The following is a 20,863-nucleotide window of genomic DNA, read 5'->3' as shown; positions in this document are numbered from 1 at the left end:
AACCATATGTTTCCAAGTTAGATATAGAACGACAAAAAGCACAGCTTATTAGCTGTGCTTCGCGTAAACATCTTTACTATTTACATTTTTAGGATTTTAAGGGTGCTGTCGTCTGACGGACGACCAGATTGGAAGGTTCCGTCACCACAGGAGGAGAATAAGATGGATTCTCGATCATGGCAATCAGATATTCGATGGACTTAATGCCAATAGAATAGATATTCTGATTCACCGTGGTCAACCCCGGTTTGAATACCTCAGCATAATACGTGTTATCGAACCCGACAACCGAGATATCTTCTGGTACACTCAGTCCATGCTTTTCAATTTCATGAATCGCACCAAAGGCAGACATGTCTGAAGCACAGACAATTCCCGTTGGTTGGTCCTGAAGTGCCAGCAATCTCCGGGCAGCCTTGCTCCCCCCGTCGAATGAGTAATCGCAGACTTCCAGATATACCGTAGAATATGGGATGCCGCATTCTCGCAGCCCTTCCCGATATCCTTCCAATCGCAGATTGGCTACTGCAGGTCCAAGTGTCCCTGAGATATAGGCAATTTTGCGGTGCCCAAGCTCATGCAGATGTTTGACACCCATCGAGATCCCGTTCGCGTTATCCGTAGTAATGTAACCAGCACGTTTGCCCAACATGTCCGTATCAACAAACATCGTTGGAATTTCTGCATCCACCAGTTCCTGAATACTCGCGTTTTCTCTGCCTTCCCCGAATACCACAACGCCATCCACATTACGACTGCGGCAATGTTTGATAAACGAGTACGCCGGATCATCGAATCGAGTAGACAACCGGACCAGGTCATATCCACTGTTCTCCAGCGCTGTCTTGATCCCTTCCAGCAACTCCGACACAAAAGGGTTCGTAAACGGAACTGTTAACAGCACTCCCACCGTCCATGAACGGCGTTTGACAAGTCCACGTGCGACCACATTGGGTTGATATTTCAATAATTCGATGGCTATATTGACTTTTTTGCGTGTTTTTTCACTTACATCAGGATAATCGTTTATTACTTTGGAAACGGTTGCAACAGATACTCCCGCTTCCTTGGCTACATCATGGATAGAAGCCATCTGATCACCTCAACCTCTTTCGAATCCCCTGTCTCCGGCTGCATTTTCTATAACATCGGCAGGTTTGTCTACCCATTATAGCTTAAAACAGCCTGAAACGGTATGGAAGGTTCCTAATGCTTTTAAGCTCTATTCCTGCTGTTCCAGATTCTTCAAATCCAGAGACAGTTTCTCCATTGTTGTTGCGAATACAGCGAGTTCAGCCGAGCGTGAAGCTTGGCTACGTGCCCCTCTGGACGTATGATCCGACTCCTGCTGCACACTGCTCAGTTTCTTCATGATCTGCTCCAGATTAGACTGAATCTTCCCCTGGGCATCCCGGGAACTGGCTGCAAGCTTGCGCACCTCACTAGCGACTACTTCGAAGCCACGTCCGAACTCTCCTGCATGAGCAGCTTCAATCGCTGCATTCAGACCGACAAGATGACTCTGATCCGATATCTCGCGAATGAGTTCACCCATTTTTCCAATCTGCTGGATCTCCCCTGTCAATTCGGTGAGCAGAACTTGGGCCTGATCCTGAGAAGCCGCTGTTTCTTTGGCTACACTCGATATAGCCATTGCACTCTCATTTAATTCACTAATCATGCCTGTAAGCTCTTGGGTAATCTGCGTAATCGCGTGCAATGTATGCTGTTGGTCATCGGCAAGCTGATGTAACTTTTCTTTTTCTTTCTTCTCATATGCCTCAAGGACAAGCTGTGAATCCAGATTAAACATTTTGCTGAGCGCCTGAATAACAAGATGCCAGGAATCAGGGATAACCTGTTGGAATATGCTCGTTGCAATATCAAGGTATACCATATAGGTACCCAGATAATAATCTTCGGACAGGCCAATACGGGAATGCACTAGCCCAATTGCAATCCGTTGCTCAATATATGCGTCGTCCACGATTCCATCTGTCATCGATAACCAGTACATCTTCTGTGTTTCTTTTAGACGATCAATGGTAGAGAATCGAGCGATCAGATCTACCAATTCAGGATAATTTCCCACATGATTGTAGAAATGATCTACTACTTCATTAACGACTTTTTTAAAAACAGGCCGATGATCGGCAAGCAGTTTTAGATCCCCTGCGGTTAATCCCATGTAATCAAGTTGCTTCTGTCTTGTTGCGGAAATACTACTCATATCTGGTTCAGTCAGCTCCTTAATAAACACTAAATTACTTTAAATTGTAAATATATGTATTGATTATAGACTAAAATACCTAAATATACATATACCATTAGAACTAATTCTCTTTAAAATTAACCCTATTTGTCAGCTTTTTAGACTAATATGGACCTTCATGTAATTAAAAAGGCCCTGACCCTGCTGTGAAGGAGCCTCACAGCAGACATCAGGAGCCTGATCCGGAATGGTTTGTTGCCGATTAGCGATTAAGCAAACTGCCCACATAACGTAACAGTTCATTCGCGCTGGCTGCGGTATATCCATGTTCCTCAATTAAGCGTTTAATGACTTCATTCATACGTTTCAATTGTGTTGCATCCGGTGTTTTGGTTGAGGTTGTGATCTTGACGATGTCTTTCAGATCGGTGAACAACTTCTTCTCAATCGCTTCACGCAAACGGTCATGGCTGCTGTATTCGAACTTGCGCTCCTTGCGGGAGTATGCCGAGATTCGGATCAGAATCTCTTCTCTGAACGCTTTCTTTGCATTCTCGGAGATCCCGATCTGTTCCTCAATGGATCGCATCAGACGCTCATCCGGGTCCATCTCTTCATCCGTGAGCGGGTCACGAATCTTGGACCAGTTGCAGAATGCTTCGATGTTATCGAGGTAATTCTCGAATAATGTTCTTGCGGATTCCTCGAATGAGTACACAAATGCTTTCTGCACTTCCTTCTTGGCCAATTCATCATACTCCTTGCGTGCAAGAGCGATAAAGTTCAGATAACGCTCCCGCTCTTCCTTCGTGATCGAGGCATGCTGGTCCAGACCATCCTTGATCGCCCGCAGAATGTCCAGCGCGTTAATGCACTGAAGATTTTGCTTGATCAAAGCACTGGAGATCCGGTTAATGACATACCGTGGATCAATGCCGGACATTCCTTCATCCAAATACTCATTTTGCATCTCCCGAAGATCGGCTTCTTTGTATCCTTCCACTTCTTCACCATCATACATGCGCATCTTTTTAACGAGATCCATGCCTTGTTTTTTCGTTTCCTTCAAGCGGGTAAGTATGGAAAAAATGGCTGCAGTCCGCAGTGCATGCGGTGCAATATGAACATGCTTCATGTCACTTTGCTGAATGAGCTTGGCATAGATTTTCTCTTCCTCGGACACTTTCAGATTGTACGGAATCGGCATGACAATCATCCGGGATTGCAGTGCTTCATTCTTCTTGTTGGAGATAAAAGACTTATACTCCGATTCATTCGTATGCGCCACAATCATTTCATCCGCACTGATTAAGGCGAAACGTCCTGCTTTGAAGTTCCCTTCCTGCGTGAGCGACAGTAGATTCCAGAGGAATTTCTCATCACATTTCAACATCTCCTGGAACTCCATCAGTCCACGGTTTGCCTTGTTCAACTCCCCATCAAAACGATAGGCACGTGGATCGGATTCGGAACCAAACTCGGTAATGGTGGAGAAGTCGATACTCCCCGTCAGATCGGCAATATCCTGTGATTTCGGATCGGATGGACTGAACGTTCCTATTCCCACGCGATTATCTTCGGAAACAATGACCCGTTCCACCGGCACCTTGCTGATATCACCACCGTATTCGGTACGCAGTCTCATCTGGCAGGATGGGCAAAGGTTACCCTCAATACGGACTCCAATTTCCTTTTCCACTTCAGGACGAAGCTCCAGTGGAATCAGATGCAGCGGTTCCTCATGCATCGGGCATCCATCAATGGCGTATATGGCACCTTTCTCTGTCCGCGAGAACTGTTCAAGCCCCCGCTTCAGCAGCGTCACCAGCGTCGATTTCCCTCCACTTACGGGACCCATCAGGAGCAAAATCCGTTTACGTACATCCAGACGACGTGCAGCCGAGTGGAAGTATTCTTCAACCAGCTTTTCAATCGAACGATCCAGTCCAAAGATCTCCTGTTCAAAAAACTTGTACCGCTTATGCCCACCTACTTCTTCCACGCCAAACGATTCAATCATCTCATACACTCTGGCGTGAGCCGTCATTGCCGGAGTCGGGTCCTCTCTCAGCAGTGCAATATAATCTTCAAATGTTCCGTTCCATGTCAAACGGTCACTCTCTGCCCGATGTTCCGCAACGCGTTCAAAAATATTCATGCTTGGTACCTCCCATGGCTCCTTTAGTGTGATTGTCAACCATTCCGAATGGTATGAAGAAATCAATAGAATTGCGGCTCCTGCTTGAATACCAATCTTGCGGTCCTGTGTAGTCCCGCCACCCTCTGTCCAAACGTCTTGTTTTGTTGTGAAAAGTGTATTACATACCTATGCGGCAATTCGGATAAGTTGACCTCTTTTTTTCAATCAACCGCTTCGAATTTTGGCTTTTCCCTGTTCTATCAGACATCTTGTGCCTTCAGAAAAAAAAGAACGAATATGATATAATGAGGGTTCTAAATTCAGGATAACGGACAACACCTGGTCAGAGACAGGCCACTTCTGGAAAGGAGCACGGACGATGGCAGTAAAATACGAAACCGAATTATATTCGCCTGTGAAGGCTTTCTTCGAGCAGCGTGGCTTCGACGTCAAAGCGGAAGTCAGACATTGTGACCTCGTAGGGGTCAGATCGGACCAGGACGAACCACTCATTGTGGAGATGAAAAAAACATTTAACCTCTCCCTGTTGTTACAGGGTATGCAGCGCTTGAAGCTTAGCCCGTTCGTGTATCTGGCCGTCGAGCGCAATCGCAGTAAACGCGGAGCTGTGAACCAGCGCTGGAGCGAACTGGCTGCACTATGCAGACAACTTGGTCTGGGGCTGCTGACTGTCACATTTTACAAAACCAAAGCTCCCCTGATTGATGTACTGTGCGAACCTTCCGCCCAGACGCCCCCTACTAGCGCCAATCAAGTTGCCCGCAAAAGCGGCGTTCGACGGAAACGATTGCTCAAGGAATTCGACGAACGCAGTGGAGACTACAATACGGGAGGCAGCACACGCAGACAGCTGGTCACAGCATATCGTGAGAAGGCTTTACGTGTCGCATCCGCTCTGCGGACAAACGGAGAAGCCTCTCCGGCCAACCTTGCCAGACAGACAGGCGTAGGGTCTGCAGCAGCTATTCTGCAAAAAAACTATTATGGCTGGTTTGAACGCCTCTCCCGTGGAAAGTATATTCTGACAATTAAGGGAGTACAGGCGTTAACCGAGCATGCACACATGCTTGAGGATAATGATATGATTGAACGAACCATTAATGAACTCGATGTAACGTATTCTGTATCTGGTGAAAATAAGGACGACCTTGCACACATTGCTGAATCAGCGGAGTTTTACTTAAAAAATACAGGCAGGATCTAAACTGGAATCATCTGAAGTAACGGATGTGAAAAAAATGAGAATGCAAAAAAAACACCTGTAATCTCCACTGGAGACTACAGGTGTTTTGATGTGTTCTATATAGAAGATTGTTATTAGAATTTTACTGCTACTTCGGAAGCCAATTTCAGACCTGCAGTAACGATTTCTTCAGCACGATCTGCAGAAGCATTATGTCCTTCAACGATAACTACTTCAGGGTTTTGAATGCCCCACAAGCCGAGAACTGTTTTCAGGAAGTTCAGGGACATTTCAGCAGCTGCCATTGGGCCTTCGGAATAAACGCCACCACGTGCGTTAAGCAAAGCTACTTTTTTGTCGCCAGCAAGTCCTACAGGACCTTCAGCAGTGTATTTGAATGTTTTACCAGCTTGGCTCAGGTAAGCAATGTAGTTTACCAATGGAGCTGGAACAGTGAAGTTCCACAGTGGGAATGCAAATACAACTTTGTCAGCTGCCAGGAATTGATCTTGCAATTGTGTTGCAAGTGCAGCTGCTTTTTGCTCGTCAGCTGTCAGTTCAAAACCGTTAGCTGCTTTGTAAGTACCTGTGATAGCAGTGTTACCATAGAATGGGAATTCTGTATTGTAGAGATCCAACTCAGTAACTGTGTCACCTGGGTGGGACTCTTTGTATGCGCTCAAGAATGCATCGTACAATTTAACGCTGACTGCTTGATCTGCAGGACGGTCATTTGCTTTAACAAATAAAATATTAGACATGTTGAATTTTCCCCCGTTAGATAAAATATATGAGTGCTTTTCCTGAACTGGCCACCATTGTAGCTTATATAAAGAAACCAACAACTCATTAATTCATATTATATATAAAAATGTTAGTGGATGCAATAACGTAATCACTTTGGTCATGAACCAATTTTTATTTTTGCTACAAAATCTATTTTTGATCTGACTTAGCTACGAGCCGTAAATTCGGAAATGGCTTCACTAATCAGGTTCATGCCAAGAAGCAATTCATCCCTGCCCGGATGGCTAAAGTTCAATCGGATGTAACGTTGATCCTGTACACCTGTGGAGCATAGTGATCCAGGAAGAAAAGATACACCTTTGGGCAAAGCCGCTTTAAGCAAAGCGCCACTATCCAATCCTTCCGGCAACTGTACCCATAGATACATTCCGCCCTCTGGAATGTTGTACTGACACCCTTTCCAGCCCGGTCTTTTCAACAGTTCAAGCATCAGCTTGAGCCTTGTCTTGTACTCCCGATTCAACATGGATAAGTGATCACTCCAACGAAAAGGGGAATGAGCAAGCAATTGATACAACAGCCGCTGATTCATCGGACTGGACTGACCATCTGCAATTCGTTTAACCGAGGCCATTGCCTGAATCAGCGCAGGATGTCCAGCGGCCCATCCGGTTCGAAGAGCGGGCGCTACTGTTTTGCTGAATGAACCAATGTAGAGAACATGTCCACCCTGATCGGCAGTATCCAGTGCAAAGAGTGAAGGATATTTACGATAGAATTCCGTTGGCTCAAGGCCATCGAAATGGAGCTCTCCGTAAGAATCATCTTCCACAAGCAGTACACCATAGCGCGAACACAGCTCAAGGACAGCCTCCCGCCGCTCCATACTCCACAAAGCACCGGTCGGATTTGAGAAACTGGGTGCAGCAAAAAGCAGCTTCGGTCTAACCTGCTGCATGTGATGCTCCAAAAGGTCTGGCAGTATGCCGTCCCGATCACCCATTACGGGCACAATCTTGGCTCCTTGCATCTCCAAAACCTCAAGACAGCCTGGAGATGTGGGATGTTCAACCAGTACAGAATCTCCTGGCTCAAGCAATAGACGCATCACCAGATCGATGGCCTGCTGGGTACCAGTGGTCAACAGAATCTGCTCGGGTACCGTTCGTATGCCTTTGCGTGCATTCCAGTCTTTGTTCAACCACTCTCTTAGGGGTGTGTAGCCTGCTGGCTCTCCATATTGCAATGCGGAGGGGCCTGAACTAAAGACAGACACCGCTGCTTCTTCCAACAATTTGAAAGGAAACAACTCCTCCGCAGGCAATTCTTCTGCCAGAGAAATGAAATAATCCCTGCCAGACATCTCACGTATATCCCTCAGTGGTGACGACAAAAGCCTGTTGGTACGGGAAGCAAAGAAATATTTCATCGATCCGTTCCCCTTTCATCCCTATTCCGAAACTGTACTCGCAGTCCGCAGCCCTACAACCTATTCCTGCTCGCCATCGAATATGACCGGATGCATACCGAACTGTTGTGATCATGGGAAGAACAAACCTGTTTCGTCAGGATCCCGTCTTCACTTGTCTTGCGTGCAAGGCATAACGTTCAATGGCCTGCGCTCTACTGCTTACTTCCAGCTTCACGTATATTTTACGCAGGTAATTATCAATGGAACGTCTGCTAACGTTGATCTCATTCGCTATTTTATCATAGGTTACACCCTGAACAATTCTTTCCATGATAAAAGTTTCGGTTTCTGTTAATTCAATGACACGTGATTCTGTCGGAGATTCCACAGGTTGCGCCCACTCCGCACTGTTTAACCACGCCAATGGAATGGACACATGGCCCTCACGTAACCCAGAGATCAGATGAATCAGCTGGCTAGGGGAAGCCTGTTTGGATAACATGCCGCTTGCACCAAGACTCATCAGATGACGAAACAGCTTCACATTGTCTTCATCCGTCAGAATGATGATGTGACTGTGAGGTGACAGATTCTTCATCTGGGCAATATATTGATCTGCCTGTCCCTCTGGAAGACGATAATCCATCAGAATCAGATCAGGCTGGTGAATATTCACCAGATCGAGCCCTTCTGTTCCGGTCGAAGTCATGCCACGTACCGTCAGATCTTGCTGCTCTTCCAAAATCAATTTTGTACCGAGCATGCTGGTGGGGTGGATATCTATGATGACCACCTGCCATACTTTTTTCATTGTTGTTCCCCCTGTTATGTATTGGACAAATAACTTTTAAATTCTGCCATGATGATTTCATCGTCTATGCGACAATCCGAGTATAGAAGAAGCATAGGTCGGATTATGTCGAAAAACAGAAAAATACAGGAGGCAGCCGATAAAAAAGCTCTATTTTCACTGTATTTTGTTATAAAAACACCATAACGTCCATCTTCCCATCCCCGGAAAGGTCAAAATATAGTATAAACTTCCTGCATTTCTATCTAAAAAAGTCGAAAAACCTGCCCAAAGTTCCTACTTATTGCATCTATAAGAAATTGTATCCTAGGACTTCCTTCCGATGCAATCTCTTTTTACTCTATTAAGTAAAGAATTTCATTTTTGCGTAATCAATAGGGGCATGATAGAATGAGGACTGGAAATTTTTTTGTACCTATTAATGACCAGGAGTGATGATATGAAACCATCTGCCCCGTCCTCTGACATCCATCACACCCGGAGCGCCAAAGGCAAGGCTGGATCTTCAATCAAGCTGTTTCTGGTAATGTGGATTGTTCTCATTGCACTAGGAGTCGTTGGAACCTACTATTATAGTAACCATCTCCAGCAACAGATGATTAATCAGCTTCAAGCCCATAATCAGCAGCAGATCGCAGCGCTAAAAACCGACTACGAAAATCAGCTAACAACGATATCAAAGGAAGTAGAAAACCTGCAGGGACAGGTTCAATCCTTTAATGAATTGCTGACTTTCACCAAGGATAATGCAAGTGACAAAACGGATAACAGCAACAAACTGTATACCCAGCTGAGCGAAGTCAAAAAACAACTGGAGACACTCCAGAAAAAGATGGACCTGCTCAAATGATTACACCCGTCAAACAGGTTAATCGTTTTTTTATGCTTGCACTCGCTCCTTTTGTTGGATTGATAATATGCCTGCTGCTGCTTCGTCCTCCACTTGAACCCGGAGGTTTGACGCCGACCGAACTGTCAAAGGATACGATTACACCCCGGACCCAAGCAATTAGCCAAGAGCTTGCGGGGGCAAAAGATGCTGCTGTCCAGACTTCTTCTTCTATTAAAAGAACGACACAGCTCTATAATAAAACAACAAGTACGATGTCTACACTTGTGCAGAAGGCTTCTGCCCAGGCGGATCGTCCGGAAACGATTTACAACAAACGGATTTCATCCAAGCTTGGCGTTCCATTTGAACGGGTAGACAGTGACCGGCTAACGATTGAAATGTACAGAGTGAATCCTGGCAGCTATAAGGGCTATGCCATGAAGATCAAGCTAAAAGACCCTACAGCCATGCAGATGGCTCTAGACAGTGAACCTGGGCGTTCTGAGACGACCATGCAGGCTGTGAAGCGTAACGGTGCAATTGCCGGAATTAACGCAGGTGGATTTGCTGACAGTGGCGGCAAACGTTATCCACTTAGCACAACCGTCATGGACGGGAAGTACGTGAACGGTTTCCAGGCCAGTTTCAAAGATCTGTTTTTTGTAGGACTTAACGATACCGGCAAACTGGTCGGAGGCAAGTTCTTCGACAAAAACTCACTGGATCGCCTGCAACCGCAATTTGGGGCTACGTTTGTTCCGGTGCTGCTAAAGAATGGGCGTAAAACCACAATTCCTGCCAAATGGAAAGTATCACCCAAACGAGCACCACGTACAGTCATTGGCAATTATAAGGATGATCAGTTATTGATTATTGTAGTTGACGGATATAATGAGGGCGGAAGTTCCGGTGCTACCCTTGAAGAGCTGCAAGGGCGGTTGTACAAGCTTGGGGTGATCGACGCCTATAATCTGGATGGCGGCGGATCATCCTCGCTTATTCTGAATAATCGGGTTGTGAATAACCCTTCAGATGGCAACCTCAGACCGGTGCCCACACACTTTTTATTTTACAAATAATAGGGTGAAGCATTTCTTTTCTACCTATAATGGTTATAATAGAAGAAAATGAGCTTGTGCAGGAGGTGCGAAGGGCATGTCATTTTCACTGACATTCTGGATTATTGCAATCGTATTGACTCTCTTCATTACAGGCATTCTCACTTCATCCTACAACAATGACAAAACAAAAGGCTTGTAAAGGCCAAGCCTCTCTCTGGAGAGGCTTTTTCTTTCTATTGCTTCATCCTCGAAATAGCAAGAGACAAGGCTTAAAAGAATGATTCGATTCTTCTAAGCCTTGTCTCTTGCTGTATTCGGGATCAATAGCTAACCGCCCGGTCATTCCGCATGGATATAACCGAATCAGACGGAATAGGCCCACTCACCGACCCACCCTCAACTAATGTCACATAAATTCGTTCATGATCGACGGGTTCTCCAGCAATAATTTTGATCAATTGTTCAGCAGCGAGCGATCCCCACTTGCGCTTGGAATAATCAATACTTGCCAATCTCGGCTGGACGTATTTGCTCAATTCAATATTGTCGAATCCGATGACATCAATCTCCTGACCAATACCAAGTGCACTGTCTGCCAGACGATCACACAAGCCAATAGCCATCTCATCATTGAGGCAGAATACCGCTGCGGGTCCATCATACACCTGTACAATCTGTTCTGCGGCTTGTTCTCCACCACTCTTCTCAAAATCTCCCGTGATCTCAATCCATTCCACATCGGCTTCACGTTCCGCAACCTGTCTCACAGCCTTTAACCGCTGCACAGAGTCAAACGAACCTTCCGGCCCTGTCACCACATAGATTTTCTTATGTCCCTGTTCAATAAGATGTTCCATCGCAAGTGTCGCCCCGGCTTTGTTATCCAGCAGAACCTGATTAATGTTGGGATGATCCATCTCACGGTCCAATACAACGATTTTGTGCCCACGATCGGCGTACTGCATCAGTTCCTCACTTGCAAACGTATGATCCAGAATGATCGCACCATCAATCATCCTCTCTGGAAGCATGCGATGGGATTGTTTACCACTGCACACGATCAGGTCATAACCTTGAGCATTACATACGGATTTCATGCCACTCAGCAAGTCCCCATACACATCTCCTCTAAAATCGGTCAAGAATACACCTAGAATTTTGGATTCCCTCTTCTTCAGTGTTCTTGCTGCGGCATTTGGAACATAGTTCAGTTCTTTGGCAATGGCCAAAATTTTGGAACTCGTCTCATCGGTCACTTTGTTGCTGCCATTCAGCGCATATGACACAGTAGAGATGGAAACTCCCGCCTGTTTGGCGATATCCTTGATACTGACCACATTTTTCGCTCCCCTGTTATGTTCATCAGGCCTTCCATAACAAAAGGCCTGACACATTACTCTTTCCATTCATCGGATTAAACAAGTCTGAATGATTTCTTCTGAGTATCCCGACTGTTTGCACCCACGAGAATATGGAACTCGCCTCGATCACTGCGGTAGCTTAAGTCAGAATGGTGATAACGAAGCTGTTCTTCATTTAACGTAAACGTGGCTGTACCACTCTCGCCTGGCGCCAGTGCAAGTTTCACATATCCTTTCAGCTCACGCATAGGACGAACGACTTCACCCGTTACATCACGAACGTACAACTGAACGGTCTCCACGCCTGCGCGCTCACCCGTGTTCGTTACACGTACTTGAATGCTCAGGGACTCTTCGGCAGTCATCTCGTTACTTGACACTTCAAGATCACCATAAGAGAACGAAGTGTATGAGAGACCATAACCGAACGGAAGCAAAGGTTCATTCGGGCTGTCAATGTATTTGGAGACATAACGTTCTTCCGTCTTCTCCGGGTTCAGCGGACGACCTGTATTGAAATGGTTGTAATAGACCGGAATCTGACCTACGGACTGCGGGAAAGACATCGTCAGACGTGCAGATGGATTCACTACACCTGTCAGAACATCTGCGATTGCTGCTCCGCCTTCACTACCTGGGAACCAGGCTTCAAGAACGGCATCCGATTCATCGATTACACCATGCAGATCCAATGGACGGCCGTTGAAAATAACGCTGGCAATCGGTTTTCCCGCTGCTTTGAGCTGTTTAACCAATTCCAATTGGGCTGCTGGCAGACGAATATCCGTGCGTGATCCACCTTCTCCACTCATCTCGGAGTCTTCACCAAGAGCGAGGACAATCAGATCTGCTTTGCTTGCCACTTCAAGGGCTTCCGCAATCTGCTCAGCTGTAATCGTATGAACATTACTGCCTTGAGCAAATTGAACTTTTCCATCCTTCGTCAGGCGTTCTTGCAGAGCTGTTCCGAGCTTGACTGCATCTTCCTTAACTCCTTCACAGGACCACCAGCCCAGAATATCAGGACTCTGTGCAAAAGGACCAATAAGGGCTACATTAGCGTCAGGTTGAAGTGGAAGCACGCTGTCATCATTCTTCAACAGAACAGCTGATTTTGTTGCCAGTTCGTACGATACCTGACGGTGCTCTTTGGAGAATACAATCTCACGTTCACGTTCAGGATCAGCTGCACGAAGTGGGTTATCAAACAATCCCAGCTTTTCTTTCAGTTGCAGAATTCGCAGAACGGCTTCATCAATGAGTTTCTCATCCACTTCACCACTCTCAATCAGTTCAGGCAAATGATGCACATAACAAGGTGTCATCATCTCCATATCTACTCCTGCGCGAATGGCACGATATGCCGCTTCACGATCATCTTCCGCAGCACCATGCGCAATCATTTCGCGAATGGAAGCCCAGTCCGAGATCAATACACCATCAAAGCCCCACTCGTCACGCAAAATGCCGCGCATTAACTTCTCATTGCCACTTGCCGGAATACCGTCAACCGTATTGAACGAAGTCATGACCATCTCCACACCCGCATCCAACGCTGCTTTGTACGCCGGCAAATAGTACTCACGCAAGTTACGCTCAGACATGTCCACCGTATTGTAATCCCGACCACCCTCAGCCGCTCCATAAGCCGCAAAGTGTTTAACACAGGCTGCAAGACGATCTGGCTCATCCTTCAAGCTGTCGCCCTGATATCCACGTACAAACGCAGCCGCAAACAAGCTGTTCAGATAAGGGTCTTCTCCTGTTGTTTCCATCACACGACCCCAGCGCGGGTCACGAACCAGATCCACCATCGGTGCAAAGGTAACATGCAAACCGGATACAGCTGATTCACGTGCTGCAATTTCAGCACTTTTCTCAGCCAGTTCTGTGTCCCATGAACAACCGATCGCCAATGGAATCGGGAAAATGGTTTTGAATCCATGAACTACGTCAGCCATGAACAAAAGCGGAATGCCCAAACGGCTTTTTTTCATATAAGCTTGCTGTACATCAATGATGGCCTGCGCACCCGACAATCCCAGAATGGACCCACTGGCATCCACGGACTGCTCCGTAATTCCCATCTCTTCCATCGGCCCTGTGATCTGACCTTCAACATTTGTTCCTTCATAGAAGTTGGCAGTTAACTGAAGAAGCTGAGCTGTTTTTTCCTCCAACGTCATCTGTTTTACCAGGTCTAACAACTGCTCGTTATTCATCTGATCATATCCTCCACTACAAGTTGTTGAAATAAAGAACCCGGCTGCGTTCGGGGAGAGACCGCGCACCGGGTTCAAAATTAATTACTGAATGATTACTAGAATTTATCGTTTAGCTCATCCAGATAAGGTTGAACCAGGGACATTTTACTGTTTACCCATTCTTTCCAGTTTGCCTCTAGATCTCCGTTTTTGAGGATCAAGTTGGCATATTCATTCTGGTAGTCGAATGAAGCCTGACTCTTAGCTTTGGAATCGTACAGGTTGACATCCCAATCGTATGGTGCAAGCGATTTGCCTTCTGTACCAAGTTTTGCTTTTTCTTCGAACAATTTAACGGCTCTATCACGGTAATCTTTTTTGATTGCAGGGTTTACAACACTGAAGTCGTCACCGAGCAGATACAGACCTTCGAAACGTGCTGGATATTTATCTTCCAATACCGTTCCTTCTGGCAACAAGCTAACGAGTTCGTTGTTTTCATCATATTTCCAATCTTTTCCTTCAAAGCCCATGTTGATGAGCAACTGTCCTTCTTTTGTTGCGGAGTAATCGATCAGATCCATGATCCGTTCGAATTTCTCGTCACTAATTTCTGGATTGAAGATCAATGCCGACCAGAAGTTGGCTTGCTCCATGTTACGGTATTTACCGTCATCGCCTACTACGATTGCTGTGTGTACCAGTTCATCACTATCTACACCCAGATTTTTTTTCATATCGGAATCCAGACCTTGTCTGTACGAAGCCAGTCCGCCCAGACTTGTTACAGCAGCTGTACCTGTTACTTTGAAGTTGTTTTGACCTTCATTGTTTTTCCATGTGTAGAACTCAGGATTGAGCAGTCCATCTTTATAGGCTTTTTGCATCAATTTAAGTCCTGTCAGCGTTTCAGGATCTGCTGGTCCCCAGTGAAACTTACCATCTTCACCTTTGTAGAACGGAGAGTCAGTCATGGCATGCACACTGTTTGGCATAATCATGTTTGTCATGGCATCTGCCGCATTGTAGGACAGAGGTACAAGTTTGTTACCCACTTTGCCTGGATCTTTTTCTTTCACTAGCGCAGCATATTCGTTCAATTCGGTTGTTGTATAAGCATCTTTCAGTTCAAAACCAACTGCTTCAGCCCAGTCTTTACGAAGCGCAATGACACCAATTTGGTTCGTGAGTGGGTCAGCCGGTTTGTTCTCGAAATAGATTGGTCTAGGCAGGACATATGTTCCACCTGTCAATTCTTCCAACTTGTCTCCAAGACCCGTCAAATTGTAAGCTGCTGCCACGTTAGGCCAGCGTTCTTTCCAGTCATCCGGGAATTTGTAGAACAAACCTTGTTCAATGCTGTTAATGGCATCGCCATGTACGTAGTTCCATACCGCTACATCCGGCAAGTCGCCAGAGTTGATCCACAGACGAAGCTTCTCGCCCCATGAATCCCAATCGATATAGTTGTAGTCCCATGTTAAATTAAATTTGTCTGTCCAGAACTTGTGGAAGTCATTATCCAGGTTCCCGTTTTTGATTTCTGTCAGGTTAGCTACAGAGATGGTCAGGTTGTCTTTGTAATTTCCCTCTGCATCTTTTTCGTTACCACCTGAAGCTCCTTGACTGGAACAAGCGGTCACCATCAGTATAACTACACTAAGCGTGATGGCAAAGAGAGCTCTTACTGACAACTTTTTCTTCGTTTTCATGTTTTACCCCCATGTTTTTGTGTTGAATTTTGATACAAAATCCTATACGTATATCAGGTTTTGATTGCCCCTGTTAATACCCCTTTGGCAAAGTGTTTTTGCAGCATTGGGAAGAAACACATAATTGGTACCATGGTGACAAATACGGCCGCCATCTTCATGCCCATTGAGAAGTTGCTTGCCTGGGCAGCATCCACACTGGATGCATTGGATGCATTCGTCGTAGATGTCACGATAATATTTCGGAGTACATTCTGGAGCGGTAACTGATCCGCTTTTCGAAGGAATATCATCGCATCATACCAACTGTTCCAGTAAGCCACACCGTAGAACAACGTGATTGTAGCCATAATTGGTGTAGCAAGCGGAAGAACAACGGAGAACAAAATTCTCCACTCTCCTGCTCCATCCAGTCTCGCCGATTCCATCAGCGATTCAGGCAAGGTGTAGAAGTAGTTCATCATCAGAATCATGTTAAACGCACTGAAGCTTCCCGCCAGGATAACGGACCACAGCGTACCTGTAAGATGAAGTGATTTCATGATCAGGTACAGCGGTACGATACCACCATTAAAGATCATGGTGAACAATACCAGGAAAAAGAGAAACTTCTTAAACGGAAATTTGTTGCGACTAAGGCCATATGCCATGCTTGTTGTCAGGAACAAGCTGAGTGGCAAGCCGATGACTAGCAATATAATTGTATTTTTGTACCCCGTCAGAATCGTTCCGTCAGCGAACAATGCCTTGTAGGAATCCAATGTCCATTCTTTAGGGAACATCAAAAATGGATTGTCAGCATATTCTTTTTGTGTCGCAAATGAAATCATGATGACATTCCAGAACGGAATCAGGATCATCAGGGCAAGCACTAATAATACGGCGAAAATAATGTAATCGAGAAGTGTCATTTTTTCTGTACCAATTCTCGGTTTTTTGTTAGCTTTCTTGCTCATCTCATTTTTCCTCCTCTCTTATCGGAACAAACCGTCTCCGCCAAGCCACTTGGCAAATCTGTCAGCAAGAAGCAGCAAGGCCATATTCACCAGGGAACGGAACAAGCTGACCGCTGTCGAGAATGAGAAATCGGTAGATGACTGGAACGTAATCCGATAGATATATACATCGAGTACTTCCGATACATTTTTGGTAGCGGCATTTGCCAAGTTGAAGATCTGGTCAAACCCGGAAGACATCAATCCACCAACCGAGAGAATAAACATGATTGTGATGGTTGGAAGGATGTTCGGTAAAGTAATTTTGAACATCTGTTGCATACGGGAAGCCCCGTCAATCTGTGCTGATTCATACTGATCCTGATCAATACCGGAAATGGCAGCCAGGAATATAATCGCGCCCCATCCACTTGATTTCCAAATATCAGTTAACAGCAACATTGGTACAAAGTTGGATTCAGACCCCAGGAAGTTAATCGTTGGCAATCCGAGTAATCCGAGCGCGCTGTTTACCAGTCCGTCATATGCCAGCACATTGATGACTACCCCGGATACGATGATCCAGGACAGGAAGTGCGGGAATGTAAGAACGGTTTGGAACAATTTTTTCCCTCTGCGCATCCGCAATTCATTCAGCAACAGCGCCAGAATGATCGGGAACGGGAACTGAATAATCAGTTTCAGAATATTGATGTACAGCGTACGCCATACTGCATCGATAAAGGTTGGATCACGGAAAACATATTTGAAATTCTCGAATCCGCTCCATGGACTTCCCCAGATGCCCAGGTTGGCCTTGTAATCTTTGAATGCCAGAGACAGGCCACCCATCGGCATGTAGGCAAACAGAATTAGCCAGACAAGCCCCGGAATAAGCAGGGTGTATGTCATTCGGTGCTTCCAGATTTCAGTCCAGAGCGAATTGCCCTTCACGTTTCCCTTCAGCTTTTTGCTAGGTCCTTCGGCTGCAGGTTTCACATTGCATCTCCTCACTCTACTATGGTCTTGTCGTTGTACAGAAAATCAAACATTGTTCTCAGGTGGTGCTCCCAAAATTTCCATTCATGAGCCCCCGGCGTCTCCACATACCGAAAATCAAAGGCAGTCCCTTGCATGTATCTCGCATAGTCGCGATTCATCTCTACGAAGGGGTCACTATCGCCACAGCAACTGAGGATATCCGGTAAAGGAACACCCTGTTCAAGCAGCTTGGCCGACAGTGCGTAAATATCCTGATCGGCTTTTACCTGTAAACATTCTCCAAAAACCGCTTTCATTTCCTTGATCATGGTCGCTGGCATATGGGGATCATGGAGTCGTGTCTGGATATCCGTTACGCCGGATAGGGACACTACTTTGCGATATCGCTCTGGATAAGTTAGTCCACATTTCAGTGCACCATATCCACCCATGGATAAACCGGCGACGTATGTTTTCTCCGGATCAGGATTCAGATTGAGCAGACGCTTGCATATTTCAGGTAACTCCTGAGTGATGTAGTGGAAGTAATTCAGGCCGTATTCCATATCGGTGTAATAGCTTCGATTCGCTTCCGGCATAATGATAGTACAGCCATATTGCGCTGCATACATCTCAATTGTGGTTAACCGCTGCCAGGTACTCGCATTATCGCCTGCCCCGTGCAACAGATATAGTGTACCGCCTGAAGTCTCTCCGGAGTCACTGGACACAACATGTATGCTGGTATTCATGCATAAGGTTGGCGATCCAGTTTCGATCGTTATATGTGCCATAAATGTAACCCCTCTCATCATCGCCTGCTGTCTTTACTCATTCGTTTCTCTGGCGTTGGATTGCAGGCTGTTGTAGATTCCCTTGTATTACGATGGGTTATCGAAACGATTTTCTCGAATCGTTTCAAAACATAGCCAACGTTGATTCACATGGACTTCATTACAACACTTTTAATGTGGAAGCGATTTCTTCGAATCGTTTCGAATAAATCATAAGCCCGATGAGTAAATCCTGTCAATAACCTTTTTACAAATTTCGCGTTTTTTTCTCGAAAAAATGCTCTTTTAAGTCTAAATTTGCGTCCAAAGACACTATTATTACGAAAATATGAAAATTTAGTAAGTGCTATTACAACTTTAATTGACACCAAACCAGGTTTATACTAACATGGGTTCTGATTTTGCATTCAAATTACGGAAACGTTTCACCAACCGATTTTACTCAGGTTTCACCTGATATTAGGGAGGTTAATATGTCTGAGCAACTCAAAGGTTTCATTCATTCGATTACGGAGCAACAATTGAACGTTTTTTCCATTCGTATATTACAAAAAGGGCATCTGCTTGCCCATTGGGACCGGGATAAGGATCAGCGCAGGGTACAACATTCCATCAGTAAATCCTTCACGTGTATGGCCGTTGGTCTTGCGCTTGAAGAAGGTCTGATACATCTGGATGCGACACTTGGTGATTATTTCTCTTATGATCAGGTACCCTCTGCACAGCGCAATCTCCCATCGCCGCAGGAATTGAAACTACGTGATCTTCTCCGAATGTCTTCGGGTCATGACTCTCCCCCTCTTTGGGCTGATGAGCGAGCTTCATTGACCGAAAAGGACTGGGCGAAATATTATATGTCTCTGCCTCTGGACCGGGTACCTGGAGAACAATTTACCTATAGCAGTGGGGATACATTTATGATCTCAGCCATGCTACAGGCTGCTACCGGCCAAACCGTGAAAGATTACCTGACTCCACGGTTATTTGATCCACTTGGCATCCATGATGTAGAGTGGGAAACCTCTCCACTCGGCGTAACACTTGGCTGTGCAGGTCTTTGGATAAGTAATGAGGAACTGAGTCGATTTGGACAGTTACTGCTGCAGGAGGGCTTTTGGGAGGGCAGACAGCTTGTTCCTGCGGATTGGATTCGACAGGCTACGTCCCAGCAGATCGAAACGACTGGAGACGGTGATTGGGGAAAAGGTTACGGGTATCAGTTCTGGATGTGTTCCCATGATGCTTACCGCGCCGATGGCGCCTATGGTCAGTTGTGTATCGTAATTCCCTCAAAGGAAGCTGTCATATGTATTAATAGTGAGGAAGAAAATATGCAAGGCATCCTGAATGCCGTCTGGAATGAGGTTTTACCCCTTTACACCCAGCGTTAGTCTACTTATTTTATCTTTTTTCAATTTGCAATTATGCCATCCAATTGATAATAAAACAAAAAAAACGCCACGGGGTCAATGGACCCCATGACGTTATTTCTTATCCGTGTTGTGGAAGCTGAGTCATTTCATCTAAACATTGTGCGCATATGTAACGCTCTTTGAACTCGTTGACTTCCTCGATGGATCCGCAGAAAATACATTTTGGACGATATCTCTCCAAGATAATATGGTCCCCTTGTACTAAGATTTCTACAGGATCTCCCTCATTCATTTGATACCTTTTACGCAAAGATTTAGGCAATACGATCCTACCTAATTGGTCAACTTTGCGAACTACTCCAGCTGGCTTCATAGCTACGGCACACCTCTCCTATCTTACTCTAAATTTCTAGGTACATTTGTACTATGTTTATAGATTCGCCAAGATTTTGTCGAATCCTGCTGGAAATAAACATTTTTTGTCCTTTTTTTTGAAAAATGTTTTTTTACCGAATTCTAGCCGTCATTTATAACCTCAATTTATCCTTCTAACCCCGGGAAATTGAGCTGGCGCAACGCTTCATATACAATAATTGCTGCCGAATTGGACAGATTTAATGATCTAACGTCACCAGTCATTGGCATTTTCATGCATGTATCGGGATTCGCAGCAATTAATTCAGGTGGCAGGCCTTTAGTCTCTTTACCAAACACGAGGAAATCTCCATCCTGAAAATTAAAATCACTGTATCGGTTCTTGGCCTTCGTAGTTGCGTAGAAGAAACGACCTTCCGGATATTTTTCCTGAACCTCAGCAAATGAGTCGTGGTATTCAATATGAACAGCATGCCAGTAGTCCAGCCCTGCACGTTTCAATGTAGCATCATCTGTTCGAAATCCAAGTGGACGTACGAGATGCAGATGGGTACCGGTTGCCGCACAAGTACGCGAAATATTGCCTGTGTTCGCCGGAATCTCTGGTTCAACCAGAACGATGTGTAAAGCCATATGTGTTCAATCTCCTTTTCATTTCATGTTGACGACAACCCTCTAATCTTAAAGAAAAGCCCTCCACACGTCAATGT

The 20,863-nt window shown here is 45.5% G+C and carries 18 protein-coding genes; 4 read left to right on the top strand and 14 right to left on the bottom strand.

Going from position 1 to position 20,863, the window contains the following annotated elements; translation table 11 throughout:
- Positions 1-88: 88 nt before the first annotated feature.
- The 3 genes from IFU39_RS21225 to IFU39_RS21215 form a co-directional block, all read right to left on the bottom strand.
- On the bottom strand, positions 89-1,093 hold the full coding sequence (locus IFU39_RS21225) for a LacI family DNA-binding transcriptional regulator (RefSeq protein WP_091014649.1): 1,005 nt from the start codon (positions 1,091-1,093) through the stop codon (positions 89-91).
- Between the two features lie 129 nt (positions 1,094-1,222).
- Complete coding sequence (locus tag IFU39_RS21220; protein WP_091014650.1) at positions 1,223-2,230, bottom strand: globin-coupled sensor protein; 1,008 nt, start codon at positions 2,228-2,230, stop codon at positions 1,223-1,225.
- Between the two features lie 244 nt (positions 2,231-2,474).
- The gene (locus tag IFU39_RS21215) at positions 2,475-4,370 is read right to left on the bottom strand and encodes a PrkA family serine protein kinase (protein ID WP_036610009.1); all 1,896 of its coding nucleotides are present in this window, start codon (positions 4,368-4,370) and stop codon (positions 2,475-2,477) included.
- 361 nt (positions 4,371-4,731) lie between these two features.
- Between IFU39_RS21215 and IFU39_RS21210 the strand changes: the two genes are divergently transcribed.
- On the top strand, positions 4,732-5,577 hold the full coding sequence (locus tag IFU39_RS21210) for a DUF2161 domain-containing phosphodiesterase (RefSeq protein ID WP_192134703.1): 846 nt from the start codon (positions 4,732-4,734) through the stop codon (positions 5,575-5,577).
- Between the two features lie 113 nt (positions 5,578-5,690).
- Here the strand turns inward: IFU39_RS21210 and IFU39_RS21205 are convergent, their stop codons facing one another.
- The 3 genes from IFU39_RS21205 to IFU39_RS21195 all read right to left on the bottom strand — a co-directional run bounded on the left by IFU39_RS21205 (position 5,691) and on the right by IFU39_RS21195 (position 8,525).
- A complete protein-coding gene (locus IFU39_RS21205; RefSeq protein ID WP_091014655.1) occupies positions 5,691-6,317 on the bottom strand; it encodes an FMN-dependent NADH-azoreductase in 627 nt (208 codons plus the stop codon).
- A gap of 191 nt (positions 6,318-6,508) precedes the next feature.
- Positions 6,509-7,732 carry an aminotransferase-like domain-containing protein gene (locus IFU39_RS21200; protein ID WP_036610015.1) on the bottom strand — a complete coding sequence of 408 codons (1,224 nt, stop codon included), beginning with the start codon at positions 7,730-7,732 and terminating at the stop codon, positions 6,509-6,511.
- 136 nt (positions 7,733-7,868) lie between these two features.
- Positions 7,869-8,525 carry a response regulator transcription factor gene (locus IFU39_RS21195; RefSeq protein ID WP_091014657.1) on the bottom strand — a complete coding sequence of 219 codons (657 nt, stop codon included), beginning with the start codon at positions 8,523-8,525 and terminating at the stop codon, positions 7,869-7,871.
- 439 nt (positions 8,526-8,964) lie between these two features.
- Between IFU39_RS21195 and IFU39_RS21190 the strand changes: the two genes are divergently transcribed.
- Together IFU39_RS21190 and IFU39_RS21185 are read left to right on the top strand one after the other, a co-directional pair.
- Complete coding sequence (locus IFU39_RS21190) at positions 8,965-9,375, top strand: uroporphyrinogen-III C-methyltransferase (RefSeq protein WP_091014659.1); 411 nt, start codon at positions 8,965-8,967, stop codon at positions 9,373-9,375.
- On the top strand, positions 9,372-10,436 hold the full coding sequence (locus IFU39_RS21185) for a phosphodiester glycosidase family protein (protein ID WP_192134701.1): 1,065 nt from the start codon (positions 9,372-9,374) through the stop codon (positions 10,434-10,436). The genes IFU39_RS21190 and IFU39_RS21185 overlap by 4 nt, the downstream gene beginning before the upstream one ends.
- A gap of 302 nt (positions 10,437-10,738) precedes the next feature.
- Here the strand turns inward: IFU39_RS21185 and IFU39_RS21180 are convergent, their stop codons facing one another.
- From IFU39_RS21180 to IFU39_RS21155, 6 genes are all read right to left on the bottom strand, one after another.
- Positions 10,739-11,755, bottom strand: coding sequence for a LacI family DNA-binding transcriptional regulator (locus IFU39_RS21180; protein ID WP_091014664.1), 1,017 nt, complete (start codon positions 11,753-11,755; stop codon positions 10,739-10,741).
- Between the two features lie 77 nt (positions 11,756-11,832).
- Entirely contained in the window at positions 11,833-14,001 is a 2,169-nt protein-coding gene (bglX, locus tag IFU39_RS21175; RefSeq protein ID WP_192134699.1) for a beta-glucosidase BglX, read from the bottom strand.
- A gap of 98 nt (positions 14,002-14,099) precedes the next feature.
- Positions 14,100-15,695 carry an ABC transporter substrate-binding protein gene (locus IFU39_RS21170; RefSeq protein WP_192134697.1) on the bottom strand — a complete coding sequence of 532 codons (1,596 nt, stop codon included), beginning with the start codon at positions 15,693-15,695 and terminating at the stop codon, positions 14,100-14,102.
- Positions 15,696-15,748: 53 nt separating this feature from the next.
- Positions 15,749-16,651 (bottom strand): carbohydrate ABC transporter permease, encoded by a 903-nt coding sequence (locus tag IFU39_RS21165; protein ID WP_036610027.1) that lies wholly within the window; start codon positions 16,649-16,651, stop codon positions 15,749-15,751.
- An 18-nt stretch (positions 16,652-16,669) separates the two neighbouring features.
- Complete coding sequence (locus tag IFU39_RS21160; RefSeq protein ID WP_017689585.1) at positions 16,670-17,629, bottom strand: ABC transporter permease; 960 nt, start codon at positions 17,627-17,629, stop codon at positions 16,670-16,672.
- A gap of 11 nt (positions 17,630-17,640) precedes the next feature.
- Positions 17,641-18,405: an alpha/beta hydrolase gene (locus IFU39_RS21155; RefSeq protein ID WP_091014675.1), complete on the bottom strand. Its 765-nt coding sequence runs from the start codon at positions 18,403-18,405 to the stop codon at positions 17,641-17,643.
- A 473-nt stretch (positions 18,406-18,878) separates the two neighbouring features.
- Between IFU39_RS21155 and IFU39_RS21150 the strand changes: the two genes are divergently transcribed.
- The gene (locus IFU39_RS21150; RefSeq protein WP_192134695.1) at positions 18,879-19,796 is read left to right on the top strand and encodes a serine hydrolase domain-containing protein; all 918 of its coding nucleotides are present in this window, start codon (positions 18,879-18,881) and stop codon (positions 19,794-19,796) included.
- Between the two features lie 100 nt (positions 19,797-19,896).
- On the opposite strand, the gene IFU39_RS21145 is transcribed toward IFU39_RS21150, so the two are convergent.
- The gene (locus IFU39_RS21145) at positions 19,897-20,151 is read right to left on the bottom strand and encodes an AbrB/MazE/SpoVT family DNA-binding domain-containing protein (protein ID WP_036610032.1); all 255 of its coding nucleotides are present in this window, start codon (positions 20,149-20,151) and stop codon (positions 19,897-19,899) included.
- Between the two features lie 167 nt (positions 20,152-20,318).
- Positions 20,319-20,786 carry a tRNA (uridine(34)/cytosine(34)/5-carboxymethylaminomethyluridine(34)-2'-O)-methyltransferase TrmL gene (gene trmL, locus IFU39_RS21140; protein ID WP_017689589.1) on the bottom strand — a complete coding sequence of 156 codons (468 nt, stop codon included), beginning with the start codon at positions 20,784-20,786 and terminating at the stop codon, positions 20,319-20,321.
- Positions 20,787-20,863 lie beyond the last annotated feature (77 nt).

Source organism: Paenibacillus sp. CFBP 13594 (genome assembly GCF_014842675.1).
GTDB classification, from domain to species: Bacteria; Bacillota; Bacilli; order Paenibacillales; family Paenibacillaceae; genus Paenibacillus; species Paenibacillus amylolyticus_B.
Note: the sequence above shows the minus strand (reverse complement) of the source record. Positions and strands in the feature narration are given on the sequence as shown.

Excerpts from the sequence above, each read along its gene's own strand:
- IFU39_RS21170 (WP_192134697.1), bottom strand. The coding sequence starts at position 15,695 with ATGAAAACGAAGAAAAAGTTGTCAGTAAGAGCTCTCTTTGCCATCACG.
- IFU39_RS21205 (WP_091014655.1), bottom strand. The coding sequence starts at position 6,317 with ATGTCTAATATTTTATTTGTTAAAGCAAATGACCGTCCTGCAGATCAA.
- IFU39_RS21215 (WP_036610009.1), bottom strand. The coding sequence starts at position 4,370 with ATGAATATTTTTGAACGCGTTGCGGAACATCGGGCAGAGAGTGACCGT.
- IFU39_RS21145 (WP_036610032.1), bottom strand. The coding sequence starts at position 20,151 with ATGAAGCCAGCTGGAGTAGTTCGCAAAGTTGACCAATTAGGTAGGATC.
- IFU39_RS21165 (WP_036610027.1), bottom strand. The coding sequence starts at position 16,651 with ATGAGCAAGAAAGCTAACAAAAAACCGAGAATTGGTACAGAAAAAATG.
- IFU39_RS21155 (WP_091014675.1), bottom strand. The coding sequence starts at position 18,405 with ATGGCACATATAACGATCGAAACTGGATCGCCAACCTTATGCATGAAT.
- IFU39_RS21225 (WP_091014649.1), bottom strand. The coding sequence starts at position 1,093 with ATGGCTTCTATCCATGATGTAGCCAAGGAAGCGGGAGTATCTGTTGCA.
- IFU39_RS21200 (WP_036610015.1), bottom strand. The coding sequence starts at position 7,732 with ATGAAATATTTCTTTGCTTCCCGTACCAACAGGCTTTTGTCGTCACCA.
- IFU39_RS21210 (WP_192134703.1), top strand. The coding sequence starts at position 4,732 with ATGGCAGTAAAATACGAAACCGAATTATATTCGCCTGTGAAGGCTTTC.
- IFU39_RS21185 (WP_192134701.1), top strand. The coding sequence starts at position 9,372 with ATGATTACACCCGTCAAACAGGTTAATCGTTTTTTTATGCTTGCACTC.
- trmL (WP_017689589.1), bottom strand. The coding sequence starts at position 20,786 with ATGGCTTTACACATCGTTCTGGTTGAACCAGAGATTCCGGCGAACACA.
- IFU39_RS21195 (WP_091014657.1), bottom strand. The coding sequence starts at position 8,525 with ATGAAAAAAGTATGGCAGGTGGTCATCATAGATATCCACCCCACCAGC.
- bglX (WP_192134699.1), bottom strand. The coding sequence starts at position 14,001 with ATGAATAACGAGCAGTTGTTAGACCTGGTAAAACAGATGACGTTGGAG.
- IFU39_RS21150 (WP_192134695.1), top strand. The coding sequence starts at position 18,879 with ATGTCTGAGCAACTCAAAGGTTTCATTCATTCGATTACGGAGCAACAA.
- IFU39_RS21190 (WP_091014659.1), top strand. The coding sequence starts at position 8,965 with ATGAAACCATCTGCCCCGTCCTCTGACATCCATCACACCCGGAGCGCC.
- IFU39_RS21220 (WP_091014650.1), bottom strand. The coding sequence starts at position 2,230 with ATGAGTAGTATTTCCGCAACAAGACAGAAGCAACTTGATTACATGGGA.